Annotated in this window: 19 protein-coding genes; 10 read left to right on the top strand and 9 right to left on the bottom strand. The window is 68.3% G+C overall.

Going from position 1 to position 23,257, the window contains the following annotated elements:
* Positions 1 to 58 precede the first annotated feature (58 nt).
* Both GBB76_RS13215 and GBB76_RS13210 read left to right on the top strand, forming a co-directional pair.
* Entirely contained in the window at positions 59 to 1,192 is a 1,134-nt protein-coding gene (locus tag GBB76_RS13215; RefSeq protein WP_152303733.1) for a sensor histidine kinase, read from the top strand.
* Between the two features lie 114 nt (positions 1,193 to 1,306).
* Positions 1,307 to 2,641: a dihydroorotase gene (locus GBB76_RS13210; RefSeq protein WP_152303732.1), complete on the top strand. Its 1,335-nt coding sequence runs from the start codon at positions 1,307 to 1,309 to the stop codon at positions 2,639 to 2,641.
* A 135-nt stretch (positions 2,642 to 2,776) separates the two neighbouring features.
* Here the strand turns inward: GBB76_RS13210 and truA are convergent, their stop codons facing one another.
* Complete coding sequence (gene truA / locus GBB76_RS13205) at positions 2,777 to 3,529, bottom strand: tRNA pseudouridine(38-40) synthase TruA (RefSeq protein ID WP_152303731.1); 753 nt, start codon at positions 3,527 to 3,529, stop codon at positions 2,777 to 2,779.
* Positions 3,530 to 3,653: 124 nt separating this feature from the next.
* Here truA and polA point away from each other — a divergent pair, with 124 nt between their 5' ends.
* Entirely contained in the window at positions 3,654 to 6,659 is a 3,006-nt protein-coding gene (gene polA, locus GBB76_RS13200; protein WP_152303730.1) for a DNA polymerase I, read from the top strand.
* Between the two features lie 149 nt (positions 6,660 to 6,808).
* Here polA and GBB76_RS13195 read toward each other — a convergent pair whose 3' ends face one another.
* A complete protein-coding gene (locus tag GBB76_RS13195; protein WP_202911102.1) occupies positions 6,809 to 7,465 on the bottom strand; it encodes a glutathione S-transferase in 657 nt (218 codons plus the stop codon).
* A gap of 467 nt (positions 7,466 to 7,932) precedes the next feature.
* Between GBB76_RS13195 and GBB76_RS13190 the strand changes: the two genes are divergently transcribed.
* From GBB76_RS13190 to GBB76_RS13175, 4 genes are all read left to right on the top strand, one after another.
* Positions 7,933 to 9,153, top strand: a complete 1,221-nt coding sequence (locus tag GBB76_RS13190; protein WP_152303728.1) for a polyhydroxyalkanoate depolymerase — start codon at positions 7,933 to 7,935, stop codon at positions 9,151 to 9,153.
* A 158-nt stretch (positions 9,154 to 9,311) separates the two neighbouring features.
* Complete coding sequence (locus GBB76_RS13185; RefSeq protein ID WP_152303727.1) at positions 9,312 to 10,739, top strand: homospermidine synthase; 1,428 nt, start codon at positions 9,312 to 9,314, stop codon at positions 10,737 to 10,739.
* A 171-nt stretch (positions 10,740 to 10,910) separates the two neighbouring features.
* Positions 10,911 to 11,996, top strand: a complete 1,086-nt coding sequence (gene hemH / locus GBB76_RS13180) for a ferrochelatase (RefSeq protein ID WP_152303726.1) — start codon at positions 10,911 to 10,913, stop codon at positions 11,994 to 11,996.
* A 359-nt stretch (positions 11,997 to 12,355) separates the two neighbouring features.
* On the top strand, positions 12,356 to 12,934 hold the full coding sequence (locus GBB76_RS13175) for a sugar O-acetyltransferase (RefSeq protein ID WP_152303725.1): 579 nt from the start codon (positions 12,356 to 12,358) through the stop codon (positions 12,932 to 12,934).
* Between the two features lie 142 nt (positions 12,935 to 13,076).
* Here GBB76_RS13175 and rpsA read toward each other — a convergent pair whose 3' ends face one another.
* Entirely contained in the window at positions 13,077 to 14,783 is a 1,707-nt protein-coding gene (gene rpsA / locus GBB76_RS13170) for a 30S ribosomal protein S1 (RefSeq protein WP_152303724.1), read from the bottom strand.
* 529 nt (positions 14,784 to 15,312) lie between these two features.
* Between rpsA and GBB76_RS13165 the strand changes: the two genes are divergently transcribed.
* Positions 15,313 to 15,948: a hypothetical protein gene (locus GBB76_RS13165; RefSeq protein WP_152303723.1), complete on the top strand. Its 636-nt coding sequence runs from the start codon at positions 15,313 to 15,315 to the stop codon at positions 15,946 to 15,948.
* Positions 15,948 to 17,099, top strand: a complete 1,152-nt coding sequence (locus GBB76_RS18655; protein ID WP_202911101.1) for a hypothetical protein — start codon at positions 15,948 to 15,950, stop codon at positions 17,097 to 17,099. The genes GBB76_RS13165 and GBB76_RS18655 overlap by 1 nt, the downstream gene beginning before the upstream one ends.
* Here the strand turns inward: GBB76_RS18655 and GBB76_RS13155 are convergent.
* Both GBB76_RS13155 and GBB76_RS18855 read right to left on the bottom strand, forming a co-directional pair.
* Entirely contained in the window at positions 17,081 to 17,401 is a 321-nt protein-coding gene (locus GBB76_RS13155; RefSeq protein ID WP_152303722.1) for a hypothetical protein, read from the bottom strand. The genes GBB76_RS18655 and GBB76_RS13155 overlap by 19 nt on opposite strands.
* 16 nt (positions 17,402 to 17,417) lie before the next feature.
* Positions 17,418 to 17,747, bottom strand: a complete 330-nt coding sequence (locus GBB76_RS18855) for a hypothetical protein (protein ID WP_246668915.1) — start codon at positions 17,745 to 17,747, stop codon at positions 17,418 to 17,420.
* Between the two features lie 464 nt (positions 17,748 to 18,211).
* Here GBB76_RS18855 and GBB76_RS13145 point away from each other — a divergent pair, with 464 nt between their 5' ends.
* Positions 18,212 to 19,780 carry an EAL domain-containing protein gene (locus GBB76_RS13145; protein WP_162375593.1) on the top strand — a complete coding sequence of 523 codons (1,569 nt, stop codon included), beginning with the start codon at positions 18,212 to 18,214 and terminating at the stop codon, positions 19,778 to 19,780.
* Positions 19,781 to 19,836: 56 nt separating this feature from the next.
* On the opposite strand, the gene cobF is transcribed toward GBB76_RS13145, so the two are convergent.
* Genes cobF through aroA form a run of 4 tightly spaced genes read right to left on the bottom strand, consistent with a single transcriptional unit; the run spans position 19,837 to position 23,140 of the window.
* Positions 19,837 to 20,664, bottom strand: a complete 828-nt coding sequence (cobF, locus tag GBB76_RS13140; RefSeq protein ID WP_152303720.1) for a precorrin-6A synthase (deacetylating) — start codon at positions 20,662 to 20,664, stop codon at positions 19,837 to 19,839.
* A 14-nt stretch (positions 20,665 to 20,678) separates the two neighbouring features.
* The gene (locus tag GBB76_RS13135) at positions 20,679 to 21,140 is read right to left on the bottom strand and encodes a carboxymuconolactone decarboxylase family protein (RefSeq protein WP_246668914.1); all 462 of its coding nucleotides are present in this window, start codon (positions 21,138 to 21,140) and stop codon (positions 20,679 to 20,681) included.
* A 9-nt stretch (positions 21,141 to 21,149) separates the two neighbouring features.
* The gene (gene cmk / locus GBB76_RS13130) at positions 21,150 to 21,779 is read right to left on the bottom strand and encodes a (d)CMP kinase (protein WP_152303719.1); all 630 of its coding nucleotides are present in this window, start codon (positions 21,777 to 21,779) and stop codon (positions 21,150 to 21,152) included.
* Positions 21,776 to 23,140, bottom strand: coding sequence for a 3-phosphoshikimate 1-carboxyvinyltransferase (gene aroA / locus GBB76_RS13125; RefSeq protein ID WP_152303718.1), 1,365 nt, complete (start codon positions 23,138 to 23,140; stop codon positions 21,776 to 21,778). The genes cmk and aroA overlap by 4 nt, the downstream gene beginning before the upstream one ends.
* Between the last annotated feature and the right edge of the window lie 117 nt (positions 23,141 to 23,257).

Below are 23,257 nucleotides of genomic sequence, written 5' to 3'. Positions count from 1 at the left end.
CGGCGCGAGCCGGGACCGGGCCGGACCGGATGTCACGCCACGGCGGCGATGCCGCGCCATGGGTAGGGAGACGGCCTTCCGCCCGGGTACGGCGGGCTCTGCCGGCATCACGCCCGCCGAGACGGCGACGGCTGCCCCTCGGTCCGAAACGCTCGACGTCTCACCTTTCTGGCGGCTGGTGCGCGCGGCCGAGCCGCTGCGCCGGCACGCCTGGCTTGCCGACGCGGTGGGCGTGGCGATGTTCGCCGCCGCGCTCGCCCTGCGTTTCGCGGTCGACGATGTGCTGCCGCCCGGCTTTCCCTTCCTCACCTTCTTCCCGGTGGTGATCCTCTCCACCTTCTTCTGCGGGCTGCGGCCCGGCATCACCTGCGCGGTGCTGTCCACCGCCGCCGCCTGGTACTTCTTCATCAGCCCGGCCTCCGACATGCAGATGACCGGGCAGTCGCTGCTGGCGCTCGGCTTCTTCGTCGCCATCGCCTCGATCGACATCGTGCTGATTCACTTCACCTTCAGCGCCGCCGACCGGCTGCGGGCGGAGAAGGAGACGACGGCGCGGCTCTACGAGTGCCAGCGGACCATGTTCCAGGAATTGCAGCACCGCGTGGCGAACAACATGCAGTTCGTCGCCGCGCTGCTGACGCTTCAGAAGCGCAAGGTCGAGAACGATCCCGCGCTGGCGGTCTGCGCGCTCGACGAGGCGCGCGGGCGGCTCGACACCATCGCGCGCATCCACCGCCGGCTCTACGCGCCGGAGCGGCTCGACCTGCCGACCGCGCAATATCTGCGCGAGCTGTGCGGCGATCTCGTCGAAGCCTCGGGCGCGAGCGGCATCGCCTGCACCGTCGCCTCGCCCGACCTGCCGCTCAACGTGACCCAGCTCACTACCCTGTCCATGCTGGTCGCCGAGATCGTCACCAATTCGCTCAAGCACGCCTTCGAGGCCGGGCAGGCCGGCGCCATCGCCCTTACCATCACGCCCGCCGGGCCGGGCCTCTATGACATCGTCATTGCCGATGACGGGCGCGGCCTGCCGGCGGACCTCGATCTCGGCCGCGCGCGCGGGCTGGGCTGGCGCATCATCCAGGGGCTGGCGGCCCAGCTCGGCGGGCAGGGCAGTGAGCCGGTCGAACTCGGCGGCAACGCGGCGGCCGGGCGCGGCACAATGGTGCGGGTGCGGATCACGGTGGCCTGATCGCGCCGATGGCACGGCGATGGCTGTGACCGCTTGCCTCGCGCTCCATATGGCGTAAGAGCGGGCCCGCGCGGCGGCGGCGCGGCGCTCTGGGCACCCGGCGGAGGACAGCATATGGCGCAGACGTTCGATCTTCTCCTCAAGGGCGGCACGGTGGTGAACCAGGACGGCACCGGCGCCCGCGATGTCGGCATCCGCGACGGGAGCATCGCCGGCATCGGCAGCTTCGACGCGTCGCAGGCCGGCGAGACGGTCGACTGCACCGGGCTGCACCTCCTGCCCGGCGTCATCGATACCCAGGTGCATTTCCGCGAGCCCGGGCTGGAGCACAAGGAGGACCTTGAATCGGGGTCCCGCGCCGCCGTGATGGGCGGCGTGACCGCCGTGTTCGAGATGCCCAACACCAGTCCGCTCACCACTTCCGCCGAGGCGCTGGAAGACAAGCTGTCCCGCGCGCGCGGCCGCATGCATTGCGACTTCGCCTTCTTCGTCGGCGGCACGCATGACAATGTGAAGGACCTGCCCGAACTCGAAATGCTGCCCGGCGTGCCGGGGGTGAAAGTGTTCATCGGCTCTTCCACCGGCTCGCTGCTGGTGGCCGACGATCCCGGCGTGCGCGCCATTCTCAAGGTCATCCGCCGCCGCGCCGCCTTCCATTGCGAGGACGAGCCGCGCCTCGAGGAGCGCAAGGGCCTGCGCGTGCCGGGCGACGCTTCCTCGCACCCGGTGTGGCGCGACGAGATCGCCGCGCTCACTGCCACCATGCGCCTCGTCAACCTCGCCCGCGACGAGGGCAAGCGCGTGCATGTGCTGCACATCACCTCTCAGGAGGAGATGGAATATCTGCGCGCCCAGAAGGACGTCGCGACCGTCGAGGTGACGCCGCACCACCTCACCATGGACGCGGGCTGGTACGGCACGCACGGCTCGCTGGTGCAGATGAACCCGCCGGTGCGCGCCGCCCGCCACCGCGACGCGCTGTGGCGCGGGCTTGCCGAGGGCGTGGTCGACGTGCTCGGCTCCGACCACGCCCCGCACACGCTGGAGGAAAAGGCCAAGCCCTATCCCGCCAGCCCCTCGGGCATGACCGGCGTGCAGACGCTGGTGCCGATGATGCTGGACCATGTGAATGCCGGAAGGTTGACGCTGGAGCGCTTCGTCGACCTCGCCAGCGCCGGCCCGGCGCGCATCTTCAACATCGCCACCAAGGGCCGCATCGCGGTCGGCTATGACGCCGACTTCACGATCGTCGACCTCAAGCGGCGCGAGACAATCCGCAATTCATGGATCGCCTCCAAGCCCGGCTGGACCCCCTATGACGGGGTGGAGGTGACCGGCTGGCCGGTCGGCACGCTCATCCGCGGGCGGAAGGTGATGTGGGAGGGCGAGCTGACGACCCCCGCGCAGGGGCAGGCCGTGCGCTTCCTGGAGACGCTGGCGCGGGGGTGATTTCTGCGGCGGGCCGGGAATTGGCTTTGTCATCCCGGACGCCGCTTGCGGCGATCCGGGATCGCGTTGACGTCGGGTAGCGATCCCGGCTCTGCGCTGCGCTCCGGCCGGGATGACGCCCGATCGGGCACCGCCTCAATAGGTGACTTCCGCCAGATAGAGCCCCGCCGAGGGCGCCATCGGGCCGCAGCGCGTGCGGTCGGCGGCTTCCAGCGCGGCGCTCACATCGTCCGGCGTCCATGCCCCCTCGCCGACCTTCACCAGCGTGCCGACCATGGAGCGGACCTGATGGTGCAGGAAGGAGCGCGCCTGCGCGTGTACGCGAATCTCCATGCCCGGCCCTTCCAGCGGCACGGTTTCCACCTCCAGCCGGTCGAGCGTCTTCACCGGCGAGGCGGCCTGGCAGCCGATGGCGCGGAAGGTGGTGAAGTCGTGCCGCCCGATGAGACGCGCGGCGCCTTCCGCCATCGCCTTCGCGTCGAGCGGGCGCAGCACCCGCCACGCCCGGTTGCGCTCCAGCACGAGATCGGGCCGGCGGGCGATGATGCGGTAGAGATAGCGCCGCCCGGTCGCGGAGAAGCGGGCGTGAAAATCGCCCTCCGCCCGCTCGGCGGCCAGCACCGCGACCGGGTGCGGGCGCAGATGAGCGTTCATGGCGTCGCGCACCGTGTCGGGCGGCCAGTCGCGGGCAAGCTCGACATGGGCGACCTGCCCGGTGGCGTGGACGCCGGCATCGGTGCGCCCGGCGCCGTGCACGGCGGCCTCCTCGCCGGAAAAGCGTGTCACCGCCCGGGCCAGCACGCCCTGCACGCTCTCCCCCGCCGCCTGGATCTGCCAGCCGACGAAGGGGGTGCCGTCATATTCGATGGTGAGCTTGTAGCGGGGCATCGCGGTTTCCTGTGCGCTCTGTAACGCCCGGCGGCGCGCGCGTCACCTGCACAGCTCCCTCATCTCCGCCCCCTTGCCCCGCGGGAGCGCCGGGGGCATCGTGCGCGCCACATCGGAGCCTGCAATGCCCGCGAACGACCCCCATCACGACACCGTGGATGCCGGCGACCATGTCGTCCTGATCGACGGCTCGGCCTATATCTTCCGCGCCTACCACGCGCTGCCCCCGCTCACCCGCTCCTCCGACAGGCTGCCGGTCGGGGCGGTGGCGGGATTCTGCAACATGCTGTGGAAGCTGGTACGCGCCGGGCAGAACGGGGGCGGTTTCGAGCCCAAGCCCACCCATCTCGCCGTGGTGTTCGACAAGTCCGAGCAGACTTTCCGCAAGGACATCTACCCGCTCTACAAGGCGCAGCGCCCGGAGCTGCCGGAAGATCTGCGCCCGCAGTTTCCCCTCATCCGGGAAGCGACTCGCGCGTTCGACCTCGCCTGCGTCGAGCAGGCCGGCTTCGAGGCCGACGACCTCATCGCCACCTATGCCGAGCAGGCCAAGGCCAAGGGCGCCCGCGTCACCGTCATCTCCTCCGACAAGGACCTGATGCAGCTCGTCGACGAGCGGGTGCGCATGTACGACCCGATGAAGGACAAGGCGATCGGCACGGAAGAGGTGTTCGAGAAGTTCGGCGTCGCCCCCGACAAGGTGGTCGACGTGCAGTCGCTGGCCGGCGATTCGGTGGACAATGTGCCGGGCGTGCCGGGCATCGGCATCAAGACCGCCGCCCAGCTTCTGGCCGAATATGGCGACCTCGACACGCTGCTGGCCCGCGCCTCCGAGATCAAGCAGACCAAAAGGCGCGAGAATCTGATCGAGTTCGCCGATCAGGCCCGCCTGTCGCGCCAGCTCGTCACGCTCAAGCGCGACGTGGCGCTCGACGTGCCGCTCGACGACATCGCCGTGGTCGAGCCGGAAGGGCGCAAGCTGATCGCCTTCCTCAAGGCGATGGAGTTCACCACGCTGACCCGCCGCGTCGGCGAGGCCTATGAGATCGAGATCGCCGCCATCGAACCCGATCCGGCGCTGAAGGCGGGAGCCTCCCCCTCTCCCCAGTGGGGAGAGGGTCGGGGTGAGGGGGAGCTTGGCGGCACGCAAGCCGCCGACGGGTCCACCAACGCAACGCCCCTCACCCCAGCCCTCTCCCCGTCGGGGAGAGGGAGCGACGCGGACGCCCTCACCCCGCTCGCCCTTTCCGCCGCCCGGCAGGCGCAGGCCACCGCGACGCCGGTAGACCGTTCCGCCTACGAAACGGTTACGACTCTGGCCCGACTCAAGGAATGGATCGCCCGCGCCGTCGACCTTGGCGTGGTGGCGGTCGACACCGAGACCACCGGCCTCGACCCGATGCAGGCGGATATCGTCGGCTTCTCGCTGGCGCTGGCGCCGAACGAGGCGTGCTACGTGCCGCTCACCCACAAGGGCGGCGACGAGGGCCTGTTCAGCGAGGGGATGCTGCCCGGCCAGATTCCGCTCGCCGAGGCGGTGGCCGCGCTCAAGCCGCTTCTGGAAGACCCGTCCGTCCTGAAGATCGGCCAGAACCTCAAATATGACTGGCTGGTGTTCGATCGCCTCGGCATCGAGCTGGTCGGCTATGACGACACGATGCTGCTCTCCTATGTGCTGGACGCCGGCGCCTCGCCGCACGGCATGGACCCGCTCTCGGTCCGCTGGCTCGGCCATACCCCGATCAAGTTCGAGGAGGTGTGCGGCAAGGGCAAGGGGCAGATCTCGTTCGACCGCGCCGCCATCGACAAGGCCAGCGAATACGCCGCCGAGGACGCCGACGTCACGCTGCGGCTGTGGCGCGTGCTCAAGCCCCGGCTGGCCGCCGAAGGCAAGGCCACCGTCTACGAGACGCTGGAGCGCCCGCTCGTCGCCGTGCTGGCAAAGATGGAGGCGCGCGGCATCCGCATCGACCGGCAGATGCTCTCGCGGCTCTCGGGCGAGTTCGCTCAAGGGATGGGCCGGCTGGAGGCGGAAATCTCCGACATGGCGGGGGAGAGCTTCAACCCCGGCTCGCCCAAGCAGCTCGGCGACATATTGTTCGGCAAGATGCAGATTCCCGGTGGGCGCAAGACACCGACGGGGGCGTGGTCGACCGGCGCCGACGTGCTGGAGGAACTCGCCGAGCAGGGGCACGAACTGCCCCGCCGCATCCTCGACTGGCGACAGCTGCAGAAGCTGAAATCGACCTATACCGACGCACTGCCCTCCTATGTCCACCCCGAGACCGGGCGCGTGCACACCTCCTTCGCGCTGGCGGCGACCACCACGGGCCGGCTCTCCTCCTCCGAGCCGAACCTTCAGAACATCCCGGTGCGCAGCGAGGAAGGCCGCAAGATCCGCAAGGCCTTCATCGCCGCGCCCGGCCACAAGCTGATCTCGGCCGACTATTCGCAGATCGAGCTGCGCCTGCTGGCCGAGATCGCCGACACGCCCTCGCTGCGGCAGGCCTTCCAGGACGGGCTCGACATCCACGCGATGACGGCCTCGGAGATGTTCGGCGTGCCGATCGAGGGCATGCCGGGCGAGGTGCGCCGGCGCGCCAAGGCGATCAATTTCGGCATCATCTACGGCATCTCGGCCTTCGGGCTGGCCAACCAGCTGTCGATTCCGCGCGAGGAGGCCGGCGCCTACATCAAGCGCTATTTCGAGCGCTTCCCCGGCATCCGCGCCTATATGGACGAGACGCGCAACTTTGCCCGCGAGCACGGCTATGTGGAGACGCTGTTCGGCCGGCGCTGTCACTACCCCGACATAGCGGCCAAGAACCCGTCCATCCGCGCCTTCAACGAGCGCGCGGCGATCAATGCCCGCCTCCAGGGCTCGGCCGCCGACATCATCCGCCGTGCCATGGCGCGCATGGACGGGGCGCTGGAAAAAGCCAGGCTCTCCGCCCGCATGCTGCTGCAGGTGCATGACGAGCTGATCTTCGAAGTGCCGGACGAGGAGGTCGACGCCACCATCCCCGTCGTACGCGAGGTGATGGAGCTGGCCCCCTTCCCCGCCGTGGCGCTGAAAGTCCCGCTCAAGGTCGACGCCCGCGCGGCGGAAAACTGGGACGAGGCGCATTGACCAGCCCCCTCTCCCCGGCGGGGAGAGGGTCGGGGTGAGGGGGCGTGCTCCGCGCCGTCATCCCGGCCGCGCGCCGCTTTCTTTCCCGAGAACGATCCCGGATCGGCCTGGCGGCCGTCCGGGATGACGTCTGCCCGGGCTGCGCCCCCTCAGAACTCGACGTCGAGTTCCTCCATCTCGTCGGGCTCGGTGAGCGCGGCGGCGCTCCATTCCTTCATGGCGGGAAGGGCGAGGATGGTCTTCACATAGGCGCGCAGCGGCGCCTCCAGCTTCACGTCATAGGTGGTGAAGCGCGAGCAGACGGGAGCGTACATCGCATCCGCCATGGTCGGCGCCGGCCCGAAAAGATAAGGCCCGCCATAGGTCTTTAGGCACTCGCGCCAGATGGCGAGGATGCGCTCTATGTCGCCCATCGCCCCGGTCCACACCTTGAAGCCGGGATGGCTGGCCTTGATGTTCATCGGCAGCGCCGAGCGCAGATTGGCGAAACCCGAATGCATCTCGCCGGAGATCGACCGGCAATGCGAGCGCGCTGCACTGTCCTTGGGCAGAAGCCCGGCCTCTGGCTTCAATTCGTGCAGGTATTCGGCGATGGCCAGCGTGTCCCAGATGCGCAGCCCGGCATGGTCGAGCCGGGGCACCAGGAAGGAGGAGGATTGCAGCAGCAGCTCCGCCCGGATCGAGGGATCGTCGGCGGAAACCCGCGCCTCCTCGATATCGAGCCCGGCCATGCGGCACAGCAGGAAGCCGCGCAGCGACCACGAGGAATAGTTCTTGCTACTGATGGTGAGGACCGCGTCGGGCACGGCCTCGGACTTGGCGTCGGGCTTGGCCCGGACAGGCTTCGCCGGTTTCGCCGGCGCGGATCTGGCGGCGGTCTTCGTCCCCGAGCCGGACGTCGTTCGGGACGACGCGGATTTGGACGTCGAGGTCGGGGCGGGCATGGCCATGCGTCCTGTGTGCGGAAGGCGATGATGATCGGTCGGCCCAGAGCAAACACTATTCGTGCCATCCCCGATCCGCACGGGGTCGCCGCCGCGCCGGACGGGCGCCGGACGGGCGCGCACCGGTCATCCGCGCGCCCGACACAAACGCATTCGGCACAAGCGTACTTGGCAACCGCCCATTCCGGAGCCTACGCTCGGCCGGCGCGATCCGCGTCCTTCGTCCTATCGCGCACGCCGCATCTTCCCGCTAGCCTGTCGTTCCCCGGAACCGGCGCGCCGGCGTGCCGCCCTTCCCGCCGCCTCCGCCATTGGGCCTTCAGCTGCCGATGATCTACGCCGCCTATCAGGCCCAGTCCGACCTGTTCGATCCCGTCCGCCTGGCGGCGCGCCTGTCGCGCCAGATGATCGGCACGGCGCAGGCCGGCTTCGGCGACAGCCCGATGCTGCGCAACCTCGCCGCCGCCTGCGAGATGATCGAGCGCGCCGGCCTCAGCCACCAGCGGCCCTCCTTCGGCGTGGAAAGCGTCATGGTCGGCAACCGCGAGGTGGAGGTGCGCGAGGAGGTGACGCTGGCGCTGCCCTTCGGCTCGCTGGTGCATTTCGCCAAGGACATCGACCAGCCGCAGCCGCGCGTGCTGGTGGTCGCCCCGCTTTCCGGCCATTTCGCCACCCTGCTGCTGGACACGATCAGGACCCTGCTGCCGGAGAACGACGTCTACGTCACCGACTGGCACAATGCCCGCGACGTGCCGCTGTCGGATGGCGGCTTCGGCTTCGACGACTATGTCGAGCACGTCATCCGCTTCACCCGGGCGATGGGCGAGGGCGGGCACCTGCTCGCCGTCTGCCAGCCCTGCGTGCAGGTGCTCGCCGCCACCGCCGTGATGGCGCAGACCGACGATCCCGCCCAGCCCCTGTCCATGACCCTGATGGCCGGGCCGGTCGACACCCGCGTCAACCCGACCAAGGTCAACGAGCTCGCCACCTCGAAGCCGATGGCGTGGTTCGAGCAGAACCTCATCGCCACCGTGCCGCCGGGGTTTCCCGGCGCCGGCCGGCGGGTCTATCCCGGCTTCGTGCAGGTCGGCGCCTTCATGGCGATGAATATGGAGCGCCACGTGAAGGCGCATGTCGAGCTGTTCGAGAACCTCGCCATGGGCGAGCACGAGAAGGCGCGCACCACCAAGCATTTCTACGACGAGTATTTCGCCGTGCTCGACCTCGCCGCCGAGTTCTATCTGGAGACCATCGCCAAGGTGTTCCAGGAGCACGAGCTGCCGCGTGGCGTGCTGACCTATCGCGGCGAGAAGATCGACTTCCGCGCCGTGCGCCGCACCGCCCTGCTCACGGTGGAAGGCGAGCGCGACGACATCTGCGCGGTCGGCCAGACCGTGGCGGCGCAGGACATCTGCGCGAGCCTGCGCCCGCATCTGCGCCGCCACCACATGCAGGCCGGCGTCGGCCATTACGGCGTGTTCTCCGGCCGCCGCTGGAAGGGCCAGGTCTACCCGCTGGTGCGCAACCACATCCTCGCCAGCGACGGCTGAGGCGCGCCTGCCGCCAAATCGTGGATGGCTGGGACGAGCCCGGCCATGACGGCGCTCTCACCCCCGTCACGCACACGTCATCATTGACGCGGCAGGCTGGCGCGCCCCATGGTGCCCCCGCACTTTCCCCCCTCGGAACCAAAGGAGTGTCCCCGAGAATGTCCGTTTGGCCGGTCTATGGTAAAATCGACGGTCCCATCGTGATGATCGGCTTCGGCTCGATCGGACGTGGCACCCTGCCCCTCCTCGAGCGGCATTTCGATTTCGACAAGGAAGGCCTCACGGTCATCGACCCGGTGGACGACCACCGCGCCCTGCTCGACGAGCGCGGCATACGCTTCCTTCAGCTCGCCATCACCCAGGAGAACTACCGCGACGTGCTCGGCCCCCTGCTGACCACCGGCGGGCGCGGCTTCGTGATCAACCTGTCGGTCGATACCGGCTCGGTCGACCTGATGAGCTTCGCCCGCGAATGCGGCGCGCTCTACATCGACACCGTGGTCGAGCCCTGGCTCGGCTTCTATTTCGACAAGGACGCCAGCCCCGCCAGCCGCTCCAACTACGCGCTGCGCGAATCCATGCTGAAGGCCAAGCGCGAGAACCCCGGCGGGCCGACCGCCGTCTCCTGCTGCGGTGCCAATCCCGGCATGGTGTCGTGGTTCGTGAAGCAGGCGCTGGTCGACATCGCCACCGACAGCGGCCTCGATTTCGAGGTGCCCGCGACCCGCGAGGGCTGGGCGGCGCTCATGCAGCAGGCCGGCGTGAAGGGCATCCACATCGCCGAGCGCGACACCCAGCGCGCGCGCGACCCGCGCCCCTTCGGCCGCTTCGTCAACACCTGGTCGGTCGAGGGCTTCGTCTCGGAAGGGCTGCAGCCGGCCGAACTCGGCTGGGGCACCCATGAGAAGTGGATGCCGGCCAACGGCCACACCCATAATTTCGGCTCCGGCGCGGCGATCTATTTGATGCAGGCGGGCGCAGCGACCAAGGTGCGCACCTGGTGCCCGAGCCTCGGCCCGCAGCACGGCTTCCTCGTCACCCATAACGAGTCGATCTCGATCGCCGACTATTTCACCGTGCGCAACGGCGCGCAGGTCGCCTACCGCCCGACCTGCCACTATGCCTACCACCCCTGCAACGACGCCCTGCTGTCCTGGCACGAGATGTTCGGCAGCGAGGGCAAGCCGCTCGGCGACTGGTCGATCCTGACCGAGCACGAGATCGTCGACGGGCGCGACGAGCTGGGCGTGCTGCTGTTCGGCCATGCCAAGAACGCCTACTGGTACGGCTCGCAGCTCACCATCGAGGAAGCGCGCGACCTCGCCCCCTACCAGACCGCCACCGGGCTTCAGGTCACTTCCGCCGTGCTCGCCGGCATGGTGTGGGCGCTGGAGAACCCGCAGGCCGGCATCGTCGAGACCGACGAGATGGACTATCGCCGCTGCCTGGAGATCCAGAAGCCCTATCTCGGCACGGTGAAGGGCTACTACACCGACTGGACCCCGCTCGACGGGCGCCCCGGCCTGTTCCCCGAGGATCTCGACGAGAACGACCCCTGGCAGTTCCGCAACATTCTGGTGCGGTGAGGCCCGCCGCGCGCCGGGAGACGCGATCCGTTCGCGCGCCCGGCACGTAAGAGCCGCGTGCCGTCGGCGGCGCGCGGCGCATCCGCGCGCCCGCGGTCGTGATGGCGCGGCCGGGCCGAACTGGCCTATAAGCTCGGCCGTAACAGACGTTTGGTCAGGCGAGGCATGCCGATGAACAAGGCCGTTCCGGTCAACGAGGCTTCCGTGGCGCTCACCCCCGCCCCCGGCGGCGGGCTGCCGGCCGGCCACCCGCCGGTCGCCCATGGCAAGATCGGCGTGCTGATCGTCAATCTCGGCACGCCGGACGGCACCGACTACTGGTCGATGCGGCGCTATCTCAAGGAATTCCTCTCCGACCGCCGCGTCATCGAGGTGAACCGCGTCCTGTGGTGGTTCATCCTCAACGTCATCATCCTGTCCCGCCGGCCGCAGGCCAAGGGCAAGGACTACGCGACGATCTGGAACAAGGAGCGCAATGAGGGCCCGCTGCGCACCATCACCCGCGCGCAGTCGGACAAGCTGTCCGCCGCTCTCGCCCCGCGCGACGGGCGCCTCGTCTTCGACTGGGCGATGCGCTACGGCAACCCCTCCGTCGCCGCGCGCATCGAGGCACTGCAGAAACAGGGCTGCGAGCGCATCCTCCTGGTGCCGCTCTATCCGCAATACGCCGCCGCCACCTCGGCGACCGTGTGCGATGCCGCCTTCGACGCGCTCAAGAAGATGCGCTGGCAGCCGGTGCTGCGCGTCGCCCCGCACTGGCCGGACGAGCCCGCCTATATCGAGGCGCTGGCCAACTCGATCACCTCGGAACTCGCCAAGCTGGACTGGGAACCGGAGATGGTGCTCGCCTCCTTCCACGGCATCCCGAAGGAGTATTTCGAGAAGGGCGACCCCTATCACTGCTACTGCTACAAGACCGTGCGCCTGCTGCGCGAGCGCCTCGGCTGGCCCGAAGGCCGGCTGAAGCTCACTTTTCAGTCCCGTTTCGGCCGGGCGGAATGGCTGCAGCCCTACACCGACAAGACGGTGGAGGCGCTGGCGCAGTCCGGCGTGAAGCGGCTCGCCGTCATCACCCCCGGCTTCGTCGCCGACTGCCTGGAAACGCTGGAGGAGATCGCCGGCGAGAACGCCGAGATCTTCCATCATAATGGCGGCGAGAAGTTCCACTTCATCCCCTGCCTCAACGACAGCCCCGACGGCATCAAGGTGCTGGAGGCGGTGGTGACGCGCGAGCTGAAGGGCTGGGCGGAGCTGTAGGGCCACCCAAGACCATCCTCATCCCCGGGCTTGACCCGGGGACCCAGCCCTCTTCGGCGTCGCGCAAGCCTGGGTGGCCGGGTCAAGCCCGGCCATGAGGGAGAGAATGGCGCGGCGCCCGCTGGGAACAGCCTGCGTGCTTCGAGGCCGGCCTTTCGGCCGGTACCTCAGCATGACGAGGCGCCCGTCGCCTTCCCCGCCGCCGTCATCCTGAGGTGCCCGGCATCGCCGGGCCTCGAAGGATGCCCGCCCGCGCGCGCCGCCGGCGGCCGCGTATCAGCGGCGAAACCCGACGTGTCTTGCGCCCGGCGCGCTTCTTGCCGATGGGAGTGCGTCCAGACCGCGAGCGGAGCGCCCCCATGCCCGAGCCGACCCCTTCCCCCGCCGCCGATGCCCGCACCGAGATGCAGAAGATGCTGGCCGGCGACTATTACCGCGCCGGCGATGCCGAGATACAGGCCGCCCAGCGCGCCAACTTTGCCTGGCTCGCCCGCTTCAACGCCTCGCTCACCCTCTCGCGCGAGGAGCGCCGCGAACTGGTGCGCGAGGGCGTCGGCTCGGCCGGCGAGCGCACCGGCATCCGCCCGCCCTTCCACTGCGACTACGGCTTCAACATCCACCTGGGGACCGGGGTGTTCCTCAATTTCGACTGCGTGATCCTCGACGTGATGCCGGTGCATATCGGCGACGGCACCGAGATCGGCCCCGGCACGCACATCTACACCGCCGACCACCCGCGCGATCCGGAGATCCGCCGCGCCGGCCTGCAATATGGCCGGCCGGTGCGCATCGGCCGCAATGTCTGGATTGGCGGCAAGGCCATCATCCTGCCCGGTGTGACCATCGGCGACGATGTGGTGATCGGCGCCGGCGCGGTGGTGACGCGCGACATTCCCTCGGGCGCCACCGCCGTCGGTAACCCGGCGCGGGTGCGCTAGGCACCGCTCCCCCCAAACGAAAACGGCCGGCGTGTCGCCACGCCGGCCGTTCTCATTGTCACCGTTCAGGCGGCGAGGGCGCGAGCCCTCATTCCGCCTTCTGCGGAGAGGCGGATCACTCCGCCTTCTCCGGAGAGGCCGATCACTCGGCCTTCTCGGACGCCTTCTTCAGCGCGGCGCCGAGGATGTCGCCCAGCGAGGCGCCGGAATCCTGCGAGCCGAACTGGGCCACGGCTTCCTTCTCCTCGGCGATCTCCAGCGCCTTGATCGACACCTGCACCTTGCGCGCCTTGCGGTCGAACAGGATGACGCGGGCGTCGAACTTCTCGCCGACGGCGAAGCGGTCCGGACGCTGGTCGCCGCGGTCGCGGGCCAGTTCCGAGCGCTTGACGAAGGTGGTCATGTCGCTGCCGGCGATCTTCACGTCGACGCCGCCATCCTTCACGTCGATCACTTCGCAGGTGACGATCGCGCCCTTCTTGAGCTCGCCCGAATCCTGGAAGGGGTCGCCGCCGAGCTGCTTCACGCCGAGCGAGATGCGCTCCTTGTCGACATCCACGTCGAGCACGACCGCCTTGATCATGTCGCCCTTCTTGAACTCCTCGATCACCTGCTCGCCGGGACGGTTCCAGTCGAGATCCGACAAGTGGACCATGCCGTCGACGTCGCCGTCGAGGCCGAGGAACAGGCCGAACTCGGTCTTGTTCTTGACCTCGCCTTCGACCGCGGAGCCGGCCGGGTACTTCTCGGCGAAGGCTTCCCACGGGTTCTGCAGGGTCTGCTTGAGGCCGAGCGAGATGCGGCGCTTGACCGGATCCACCTCGAGGATCGCCACTTCCACTTCCTGCGAGGTGGCGACGATCTTGCCGGGATGGACGTTCTTCTTGGTCCAGCTCATCTCGGAAACGTGGATGAGGCCCTCGATCCCCGGCTCCAGCTCGACGAACGCGCCGTAGTCGGTGATGTTGGTGACGCGGCCCTTGAAGCGGGCCTCGACCGGGTACTTGGCCTCGATGCCCTCCCACGGATCGCCGAGGAGCTGCTTCATGCCCAGCGAGATGCGGTGCGTCTCGTGGTTGATCTTGATGATCTTCACCTTGACCGTCTGGCCGATGGAGAGCACCTCGGTCGGGTGGTTCACGCGGCGCCAGGCGATGTCGGTGACGTGCAGCAGGCCGTCAATGCCGCCGAGGTCCACGAACGCACCGTAATCGGTGATGTTCTTGACCACGCCGTCGATGACCTGACCCTCTTCGAGGTTCTGCACCAGCTCGTGACGCTGCTCGGCGCGGGTCTCTTCGAGGACCGTGCGGCGCGAGACGACGATGTTGCCGCGGCGGCGATCCATCTTGAGGATCTGGAACGGCTGCGGGTTGTGCATCAGCGGGCCGACGTCGCGGATCGGGCGGATGTCGACCTGCGAGCGCGGCAGGAAGGCCACGGCGCCGTCGAGGTCGACGGTGAAGCCGCCCTTGACCTGGTTGAAGATGACGCCCGTCACCTTCTCCTGCGCGTTGAACGCCTTCTCGAGGCGGACCCAGCTCTCTTCGCGGCGGGCCTTGTCGCGGGACAGGACGGCTTCGCCGAGCGCGTTCTCGACGCGCTCGAGATAGACCTCGACCTCGTCGCCGACCTTGATTTCCTGGTCGCGGCCGGGGCCGGCAAATTCCTTCAGTGCCACGCGGCCTTCGGTCTTCAGGCCGATGTCGATGATCGCGAGATCCTTCTCGATCGCGACGACGATGCCCTTGACGACGGAACCTTCGGCGAGCTCGGACTGACCGAAGCTCTCTTCCAGCATCGCGGCGAAATCGTCACGCGCGGCGGAAAGGCTTTGAGTAGCGGACATATATGCTCCTTGCCAGGATCTGCGCCGGACGGGTTGATGTGAGCCTCTTCTCCGCCACGGGCACCGGGACTGGCGGGCCCGGCGCTGTCCGCCCATGAGGCGGACCCGGCGCGCTGGCCGTGACGAAGGAAGCCTGGAAATCTGAGAACGCTGTCGCGACGCTTACCGCCGGGCGCGCCTTCCCTCGGGGGAAGGCCGCGCGGGGCCGGGCACGCCGCTCATGTCCGGGTCGAACCGCGAGACGGGATCGGAGGGCTGGCCTCCCAGCGTCGGAGAGCGCGCATCCCGCGCCTCCGGCCCTCCCGATGGACCGCCTCGATGAGATGGTGGCCCGGACAGGCGCGTGCAATAGCGCATGGGGCGGGGAAGGGCAAGGGTGGGGGGAAATCGCGAGGGTTTGGGCAAGCCTTGCGTCGCCGCTCCACCAACTCATCTCCGGCTCATCGCTGAAGCTTGCGCGAATCGGGTGGCGCGGCTATCGGTTGAAAAATAAACGAAGGGGTATCTTAGGTCGCATCGGCATCACGTTATGCTCCAGGAACATGAATATGCACTGCTTGGCGGTGTCAATCGAGCAAAAATTGGCCGTTATTTAGGAATAACAGCGGCCGCGATCTCCTCTGTAATTGTTCTTGCGTTGTTGACCATTGTCGATGTTGCCAATGCTCTGGGTTGGTACACTAATGTGCCTCCAGTGGTGTTGTCGTGGGTTAGCGCCGGCGCGGTATATGCCATCCTATATTGGCTATTTGACCGCCACATTTGGAAATTCTCATTTGTCGCTGCTGCCTTGCGCGTACCCGATCTTAGTGGCTGCTGGCACTGTAAAGGTCGCACAATAAACTCCGATAAGACCCCAGGTGACGCATGGGAGGGCGACGTCGTCATCATACAAAGTTGGGATCGTCTGCGCGTTCGATTAAAGACTCCTCAGTCGGCTTCTAACAGCATCAGCGCGGCGCTCGTTTACGATGAAGCTGATGGCTTTCGTTTGTTCTATAATTACCGTAATGAACCATCTATTTCAGAGCTAAAGCTCACCTCCCATCGAGGTTTCGCAGAGTTTTTATTCTCCAAAGATTTAAAATCAGCGACCGGCGAATACTTTAACGGCTATGGACGCTTTACTTTTGGCACAATGCACCTGACGAGGAATAATGACTGATGGCCGGAAACATCGACAAACGCCTTACCTCACTCAAGGCAAGACGATCCGGCACCGATCGCCTGAGCCGTGTAGCTAAAGCAGACCAAACCTTTATCGCACTTGCGGCGAGTCAACTCTCGGAGAGTTATCAGAAGCGAGCTCCAACTCAGCCGTACACGAGATATGCTCTCGGAGCCATGCAGGAGGTTGGCCCCGAATACACTCGTATTAGTCTAGAAACGGCGGATAGAGTCAAGAATCAACTATATAATTCATTTCAACTTCTTAATCGATCTGTTGATTTTCGACTTCAAGGCTCAGTTCCTTGTAATATTCATATTCGTGGAGTTAGTGACGTTGATCTTCTTATACTTGATGATGCATTCTTCACGTATGATATACTCGGACCCTCCGCACGATCGGGATACTATAATTCTCCGGTACCGTATACTCCCATATCTGCCCTTGGTTCCCTGAGAGCACATATAGAAAAGATTCTTCCCGAAAAATTTCCGGCCGCAGAAGTTGATATTTCGGGCGGAAAGGCGGTTAAGATTTCTGGCGGGTCTCTTGCTCGACCGGTTGATGTAGTTCCATCTCACTGGCATAATACTTCTGACTATCAATCGTCGAAGATGGAGGTTGATCGAGCTATACGGATTTTGGATAAAAAATATCAAGTTACGATAGATAATATGCCATTCAGGCATATTAAAAGAATTACAGATCGCGACACTATGACGGCATTGAGCTTAAAAAAAGCAATACGTCTATGTAAACACGTCAAGAGCGATGCTGAGGATGAAGGGACTGCCGTTTCCCTCCCGAGTTTCGATATTGCAGCAACTATGTACCATGCCAATTTATCGAATCTTCGCGCTGGCGCTGGTTATGAATTGGGGATTCTCGCAGAAACACAACGGCACCTCGACGAACTCGCGCGTAATTCCGATCTAGCACAATCACTTATTGTGCCGGATGGCTCCCGTAGAATTTTCGACACGAGCGCTAAATTGCAAGGACTTCTTGCGTTATCGCTGGAAATGGATGACCTTGCCAAAGAAGTTTCCAGGGAGCAGAATTCTCCGCTTCGTACTATACTAGGTCGAGAGTTATCCTTCTCAGAAATGCGTGCGGCCTTAAACGATATCTATATTCCGGTTTTATAGATTCCCACCCACACATCCATCACCCACCCCCGCACGGCATTGATCCCGGCGCGGGTGCGCAGGATCTCCTCGCCTGCCTCGGCGAGCGGGCCGGCCAGCAGCTTCTCCGCCGGGGTGCCAAGGCTGGCGCCCCGCCAGACACGGCCGGGCCAGCCCTGCGCCAGCAGCGCGGCGAGCCCCGTGCCGTCGTCGAGCGGCGCCGCGAAGGCCATTATTAGGGATGCGGGACGGCGCGGCAGGCTCGCCGCGCGTACCACGTGGTGGCCGGGCTTGCCGAAGCGGACGATCCGCGCCTCGCGCACATAGGCGCCGACGCCCTCACCGTCTCCCCGCCCGCACCACCGCCGCCACGCCCATGAGGATGAGCCCGGTGCAGATGCCGGCGCAGACCACGGCGGCGGGGGTCATGCGGGCGCCGCCCTGCAGGCGGACCCAGGCGCCGACGCGCACGTCATAGGCCGCCTTCATCTCCTCGGGATGGGTCGGCGGGGCGGTCAGCCAGTCCATCGCCGAAGACCCGGCGCGGCTCTCCGGCGCGGCGGAACGCCCGGCGGCATCGGCCTCCCGGGGCGGGCGCAGCGCCGGCAGGCGGGAGGCGGGCGCGGAAGCCGCCCCGGCAGACGGGGTGGCGGGCCGGATGGTGGGCATCGGAACCTCCTCGGACGGGTCGCGGCGCCCGATTATGGACCGGAACCTCGCGCCGCGTGAGCCCCTCCCGGCCGCGTTCCGCACCACGCCCTCCCCCGGGCCCGGGGACCCGTCCCCCCCGGCGCAACAGCCGCGGAACCCATGCCGGCCCGCCGCCCCCTCGCGGACACCTTCATCGGCGCCGCCCGTCGAGGCTCCCACCGCCGCGCCGCGCGGGCCTCAGGAAAACGTCCGCCGTGCTGATCCCGATCAACCCGGGCGGCGGGCCGGCATGCGACAAGCGTCTCTTGGTAGTTTGCTACCGTCGCGTGCAGAGGTCGATGGAACCTCCCTCGATTGTGCTATCGTCGGCCCGGGATGTCCCGGCACGCCAATGTCGGGAGGCGTCAGTCCCGAGGGGCCCGCCCCTTCGCTCGCGGCATGGGCCGACGCCGGGGCAGAGTTGGTACGCGTGGAGTGCGCGCATGCGCCGCTGGAGCGTCATAGGTCTGGCCCTGCTGTTCGCGCTGGTCGGCGCCGGCGCGCCGCTTGCCGGCATGGTCTATCTCTCCTGGCGCCTCGCCCTCTACGACCAGCGCGCCCAGCTCGACGCGGTGGCCGAGCAGGCGCTCGCCCACGCGCTCGACGTCTATGTCGACGCGGCGCGGACGCTGCGCTCCATCTCCGCCACCGATTTCGAGCCCTGCTCGCCGGGCCACATGCGCCGGCTGCGCGAGCTGGTGGTGAACTCGCTGGCGGTCGACGACCTCGCGCTGGTGAAGGACGGCATCCTGCATTGCGATGTCTGGGGCCCGGCGCCGTGGCGCCTGCCTCTCGCGCCGCCCGACATCGTCCTGCCGGACGGCATCGGCGTCGCCTTCGGCCGGCTCACCCCCTTCAGCCCGGACCGGCCGATGCTGGTGCTGACGCTCGGCGACCATCGCGCGCTGGTCGATCAGGAGCGGTTCCTCCATCCCCCGAGCGCGCCGAGCCTGCGTGTCGAGCTGCGCGCGCCCGGCGGCCACGCGCTGCGGCCGCTGCCGGCCACCGAGCGGGCGGCACGGATAGGCGACCACAGCCCCGGCCAGCAGACCGCCCGGGCCGAGGCGCAGGGCTGGTCGGTCGTGGTGCGCGAGCGCGCGCCCACCTTCGCCGACCAGTTCGGCGCGATGAAGTTCGCGCTGCTGCCGGTCGCGCTGTTCTTCGCCCTCATCTGCATCCTGCTGGTGCTGTGGCTCTCGCGCCGGCGCATGTCGCCGCGCAACGAGCTTGAGTTGGCGATCCGCAACCGCGAATTCGTCGCCCACTACCAGCCCATCGTCGAACTCGCCACCGGGCGCTGCGTCGGCGCCGAGGCGCTGATCCGCCTCGTGCGGCCCGACGGCAGCCTGCTGCGGCCGGACATCTTCATCCCGCTGGCGGAGGACACCGGCCTCATCCAGCCGATGACCGACCTGCTGCTCGAAAAGGTGGTGGCCGATCTCGGCGAACTGCTGCGACGCGACCGGCGGCTGCACATCGCGGTGAATCTGTGCGCCGCCGACATCGTCTCCGGGCGCATCCTCTCCGTGCTGGAGCGCACGCTCGCCGGCACCGGCATCGAGCCGCAGCAGATCTGGGTGGAGGCCACCGAGCGCAGCCTGATGGACATTGACGGCGCCCGCCGCACCCTCGCCGAGCTGCGCCGGCGCGGCCACATGACCGCCATCGACGATTTCGGCACCGGCTATAGCGGCCTCACCTATCTGGAGAAGCTGCCGGTCGACGCGCTCAAGATCGACAAGTCGTTCATCGATTCGGTGGGAACCGAGGCGCCGACCCGGCATGTCACCGACCACATCATCGCGCTGGCGCGCGAGCTCAAGCTGCGCATCGTCGCCGAGGGCGTGCAGAACGAGGCGCAGGCCGTCTATCTGCGCCGCAACAAGGTCGAGTTCGCGCAGGGCTGGCTGTTCGCGCGGGCGCAGACCGGCGAGGAGTTCATCGCCTACTGCGCCCAGAACCGCGCCACCTATGGCGAGCCGGGACAGGTCGGGACGCTGGCGGCGGAATAGCGGCGCGCCCGCCGCGCCGGCCGCCGGGACGGTTCAATCGGAAGACTCCGGCGGGGCTAGATCGGGGGCCCCCGCCCCACCCACACATCCATCACCCAGCCGCGCGCCACGCGGATCTCGGCGCGGATGCGCAGGATCTCGGCGCCGATCTCGACAAGCGGACCGGACAGCAGGCGCTCGGCCGGGGTGCCGAGATTGGCGCCCCACCAGACATGGCCCGGCCAGCCCCGCGCCAGCAGCGCGGCAAGGCCGGCGCCGTCGTCGAGCAGCACGGCGAAGGTCGCGGCCGCACCTGTTTCGCCCGTTACCGTCTCGCCCACCGCGCCGGCAAGGTTGCGGCCGGTGGTCAGCCGCACCGCCTCGCCAATGGCGTTGAGCGGGATCGCATGCGCCGCGCACAGCGCCTGCAGCGCGGTGATGCCGGGGATGACGCGCAGCGCGAAGCCCGGCCCGCCCCCCAGGGCGGCATGGGCGCGCGCGGCCTCCAGCACCCGCAGGGTGGAATCGTAGAGCATCGGATCGCCCCAGACGAGCAGGGCGCCGGTGCCGTCCTCGGCGATCTCGGAGGCGATCAGCCCGGCGAGCAGCGCCGCGCGGGCGGCGTGCCAGTCCGCCACCGCGGCCTCGTAGCGCGCGCGGGCGCCCTCGTCCGGCGCGGCGGCGATCGGCGCCGGCCGGCGCGGCGGGCTCGGCGCGCGCACCACGCGGTGGCCGGGGCGGGCGAGGCGGGCGATCAGGCTCTCGCGGGCGGCGACCAGCTCGCCCGCCCCCTCGCTTTTGTCGAGCAGGAAGAACACGCCCGCCGCGCCGATGGCCTCGACCGCGCGGGCGGTCAGCCCCTCGGGCTCGCCCATGCCGATGCCGATCACGAGCACGGTGCGCATGGCGGGCTCCGCGCCTAGCCCTGCGGCGGGGTGAGCCCGCGCGCGGCGAACACCCGGCGGGCGATGAACAGCGCGTCCAGCGCCGCCGGGAAGCCGGCATAGAGCGCCATCTGCATGATGACCTCGACCACTTCCTCGCGTGTGGCGCCGACATTCAGCGCCGAGCCGATATGCACTTCGAGCTCGCGCTCGGCATGGCCCAGCGCCACGAGCCCGGCGACGGTGGAGAGCATGCGGGTGCGCAGGTCGAGCCCGGGGCGGGAATAGATGTCGCCATAGCCGAACTCGAAGATGTAGCGGGCGAAGTCGGGGGCGATCTCGCCCAGCGCCGCCATCACCTCGGCGCCGGAGCGGCCGGTGATCTCCGCCAGCCGCGCCTTGCCGCGCGCCAGACGGTCTGAATCGCGGTCGGACTCATGGTCGGCGTTGCGGTCGGCCTCTTGCGAAGTGCCGTCCTGCGATGCGTCGTCTGCCATCTCCACTCCCTACCTCGCCGCCCGCGCCCGCTCGACCAGCGCCAGCGCCGCCTGCCAGCTTCCCTCGACATCGAGCTGCGTATTGTCCAGCACCTGAGCGTCCGCCGCCTGCACGAGGGGGGCACTGGCGCGGCCGGAATCGCGCGCGTCGCGCCGGCGGATATCTGCCAGCACCTCGTCGAGGCTCACCGCCTCCCCGCGCCCGACCAGCTCGCGATGGCGGCGGGCGGCGCGCGCCTCGGGCGTCGCGGTGACGAAGATCTTCACCGGCGCGTCGGGGGCGATGACGGTGCCGATGTCGCGCCCGTCCAGCACCGCCCCGCCCGGCTGGCGGGCGAAATCCTGCTGAAGCTTCAGCAGCGCCGCGCGCACATCCGGCACCGCCGCGACGCGCGAGGCGGCCTCGCCCACGGCACCCGATTTCAGCGCCTCGGCATCGAGCGCGCCGACATCCAGCCCGGCGGCGATGCCGGCGAGCGCGGCAGCGTCGGCGACGTCGACGCCCTTCTCCAGCGCGGCGGCGCCCACCGCCCGGTAGAGTAGGCCGGTGTCGAGATGCGGCAGGCCGTAATGCGCAGCGAGGCGGCGGGCGATGGTGCCCTTGCCCGAGGCGGCCGGCCCGTCGATCGCGATGATCATGCCGCCACGGCCTCGGTCTCGATCAGCGCGCCGAGTTCGCGCATCTGCGGCAGGAAGCTCGGGAAGCTGGTGGCGATGAAGGAAATGTCGTCCACCTTCAGCGGCGTGTCGGTGGCCAGCCCCAGCACCAGGAAGCTCATGGCGATGCGGTGGTCCATATGGGTGGCGACGGTGCCGCCGCCCGCCGCCCCGCCGGCGCCGGTCACGATGAGGTCGTCGCCCTCGATGCGGTAGGCGACGCCGGCCTGCGCCAGTCCGTCGGCCACGGCCTGCAGGCGGTCGGATTCCTTCACCCGCAGCTCGGACAGCCCGTTCATCCGCGTCTCGCCGGTGGCGAAGGCGGCGGCCACGGCGAGCACCGGATATTCGTCGATCATCGAGGGGGCACGTTCGGCCGGAACATCGACGCCGGTGAGCGAAGAAGCGCGCACGCGGATGTCGGCGACGCTCTCGCCGCCCTCGACGCGCTCATTCTCGAAGGCGATGTCGGCGCCCATCTCCTTCAGCGTGATGAACAGGCCGGTGCGCAGCGGATTGGTCATCACGCCCTCGATCACCACCTCCGAGCCCGGCACGATCAGCGCCGCCACCAGCGGGAAGGCGGCGGAGGACGGGTCGGCCGGCACGCGGATCGGCGCCGGCTTCAGCTCGGGCCGGCCCTTGAGCGTGACCTTGCGGCCATGGGCGCCATAGGGCTCCACCGTCACCTCGGCGCCGAAATGGGTGAGCATGCGCTCGGTGTGATCGCGGCTCGCCTCCTTCTCGATCACCGTGGTCTCGCCCGGGGCGCCGAGGCCGGCGAGCAGCACGGCCGACTTGATCTGCGCCGAGGCGACCGGGCTCTCATAGGTGATCGGCACCAGGTCCTTCGGCCCCTTCAGCGTCAGCGGCAGGCGTCCGCCCTCGGCGGCGTCGAGCACCTCGACGCCCATCTTCTCCAGCGGGTCGAGAATGCGGCGCATCGGCCGGCGGCGCAGGCTGGCGTCGCCGTCGAAGGTGGCGGAGATCGGGTTGCCGGCCACCATGCCCATCATCAGCCGCGAGCCGGTGCCGGCATTGCCGAAGTCGAGCACGCCCTCGGGGGCGCGCAGGCCGCCGACGCCGACGCCATGGACGCGCCATTCGCCCTCGCCGATCCGCTCGACCTGGGCGCCGAGCGCGGCGCAGGCCTTGGCGGTGTTGAGCACGTCTTCGCCCTCGAGCAGGCCGGAGATGCGGGTCTCGCCGACGGCGAGCGTCCCGAAGATGAGCGAGCGGTGCGAAACGGACTTGTCGCCCGGCACGCGCACCCGGCCCTTCAGCGCCGGCGAGCGGCGGGCGAGGGCGGGAACGGGGTTAGCTCCATGACCGGTGCTGCTCATCACTCGGGGCCTTGTCCTGCGTGGGGTCGCGCGGGGGCGCGACGTGGCTGCGGTATCCGGCGCGGCACGGGTGCATGGCCTTCGGTGCCGCCCCCCGGCGCCGCGACGGGCGCCCGT

This window comes from Ancylobacter sp. TS-1, assembly GCF_009223885.1.
GTDB lineage: Bacteria > Pseudomonadota > Alphaproteobacteria > Rhizobiales > Xanthobacteraceae > Ancylobacter.
This window is presented reverse-complemented; position numbering and strand designations above follow the sequence as displayed.

What these genes read in the sequence shown, in the direction of transcription:
- GBB76_RS13215 (WP_152303733.1), top strand. Translation starts at nt 59, where the DNA reads ATGGGTAGGGAGACGGCCTTCCGCCCGGGTACGGCGGGCTCTGCCGGC.
- GBB76_RS13210 (WP_152303732.1), top strand. Translation starts at nt 1,307, where the DNA reads ATGGCGCAGACGTTCGATCTTCTCCTCAAGGGCGGCACGGTGGTGAAC.
- truA (WP_152303731.1), bottom strand. Translation starts at nt 3,529, where the DNA reads ATGCCCCGCTACAAGCTCACCATCGAATATGACGGCACCCCCTTCGTC.
- polA (WP_152303730.1), top strand. Translation starts at nt 3,654, where the DNA reads ATGCCCGCGAACGACCCCCATCACGACACCGTGGATGCCGGCGACCAT.
- GBB76_RS13190 (WP_152303728.1), top strand. Translation starts at nt 7,933, where the DNA reads ATGATCTACGCCGCCTATCAGGCCCAGTCCGACCTGTTCGATCCCGTC.
- GBB76_RS13185 (WP_152303727.1), top strand. Translation starts at nt 9,312, where the DNA reads ATGTCCGTTTGGCCGGTCTATGGTAAAATCGACGGTCCCATCGTGATG.
- hemH (WP_152303726.1), top strand. Translation starts at nt 10,911, where the DNA reads ATGAACAAGGCCGTTCCGGTCAACGAGGCTTCCGTGGCGCTCACCCCC.
- GBB76_RS13175 (WP_152303725.1), top strand. Translation starts at nt 12,356, where the DNA reads ATGCCCGAGCCGACCCCTTCCCCCGCCGCCGATGCCCGCACCGAGATG.
- rpsA (WP_152303724.1), bottom strand. Translation starts at nt 14,783, where the DNA reads ATGTCCGCTACTCAAAGCCTTTCCGCCGCGCGTGACGATTTCGCCGCG.
- GBB76_RS13165 (WP_152303723.1), top strand. Translation starts at nt 15,313, where the DNA reads ATGCTCCAGGAACATGAATATGCACTGCTTGGCGGTGTCAATCGAGCA.
- GBB76_RS18655 (WP_202911101.1), top strand. Translation starts at nt 15,948, where the DNA reads ATGGCCGGAAACATCGACAAACGCCTTACCTCACTCAAGGCAAGACGA.
- GBB76_RS18855 (WP_246668915.1), bottom strand. Translation starts at nt 17,747, where the DNA reads ATGCCCACCATCCGGCCCGCCACCCCGTCTGCCGGGGCGGCTTCCGCG.
- GBB76_RS13145 (WP_162375593.1), top strand. Translation starts at nt 18,212, where the DNA reads ATGCGCCGCTGGAGCGTCATAGGTCTGGCCCTGCTGTTCGCGCTGGTC.
- cobF (WP_152303720.1), bottom strand. Translation starts at nt 20,664, where the DNA reads ATGCGCACCGTGCTCGTGATCGGCATCGGCATGGGCGAGCCCGAGGGG.
- GBB76_RS13135 (WP_246668914.1), bottom strand. Translation starts at nt 21,140, where the DNA reads ATGGCAGACGACGCATCGCAGGACGGCACTTCGCAAGAGGCCGACCGC.
- cmk (WP_152303719.1), bottom strand. Translation starts at nt 21,779, where the DNA reads ATGATCATCGCGATCGACGGGCCGGCCGCCTCGGGCAAGGGCACCATC.
- aroA (WP_152303718.1), bottom strand. Translation starts at nt 23,140, where the DNA reads ATGAGCAGCACCGGTCATGGAGCTAACCCCGTTCCCGCCCTCGCCCGC.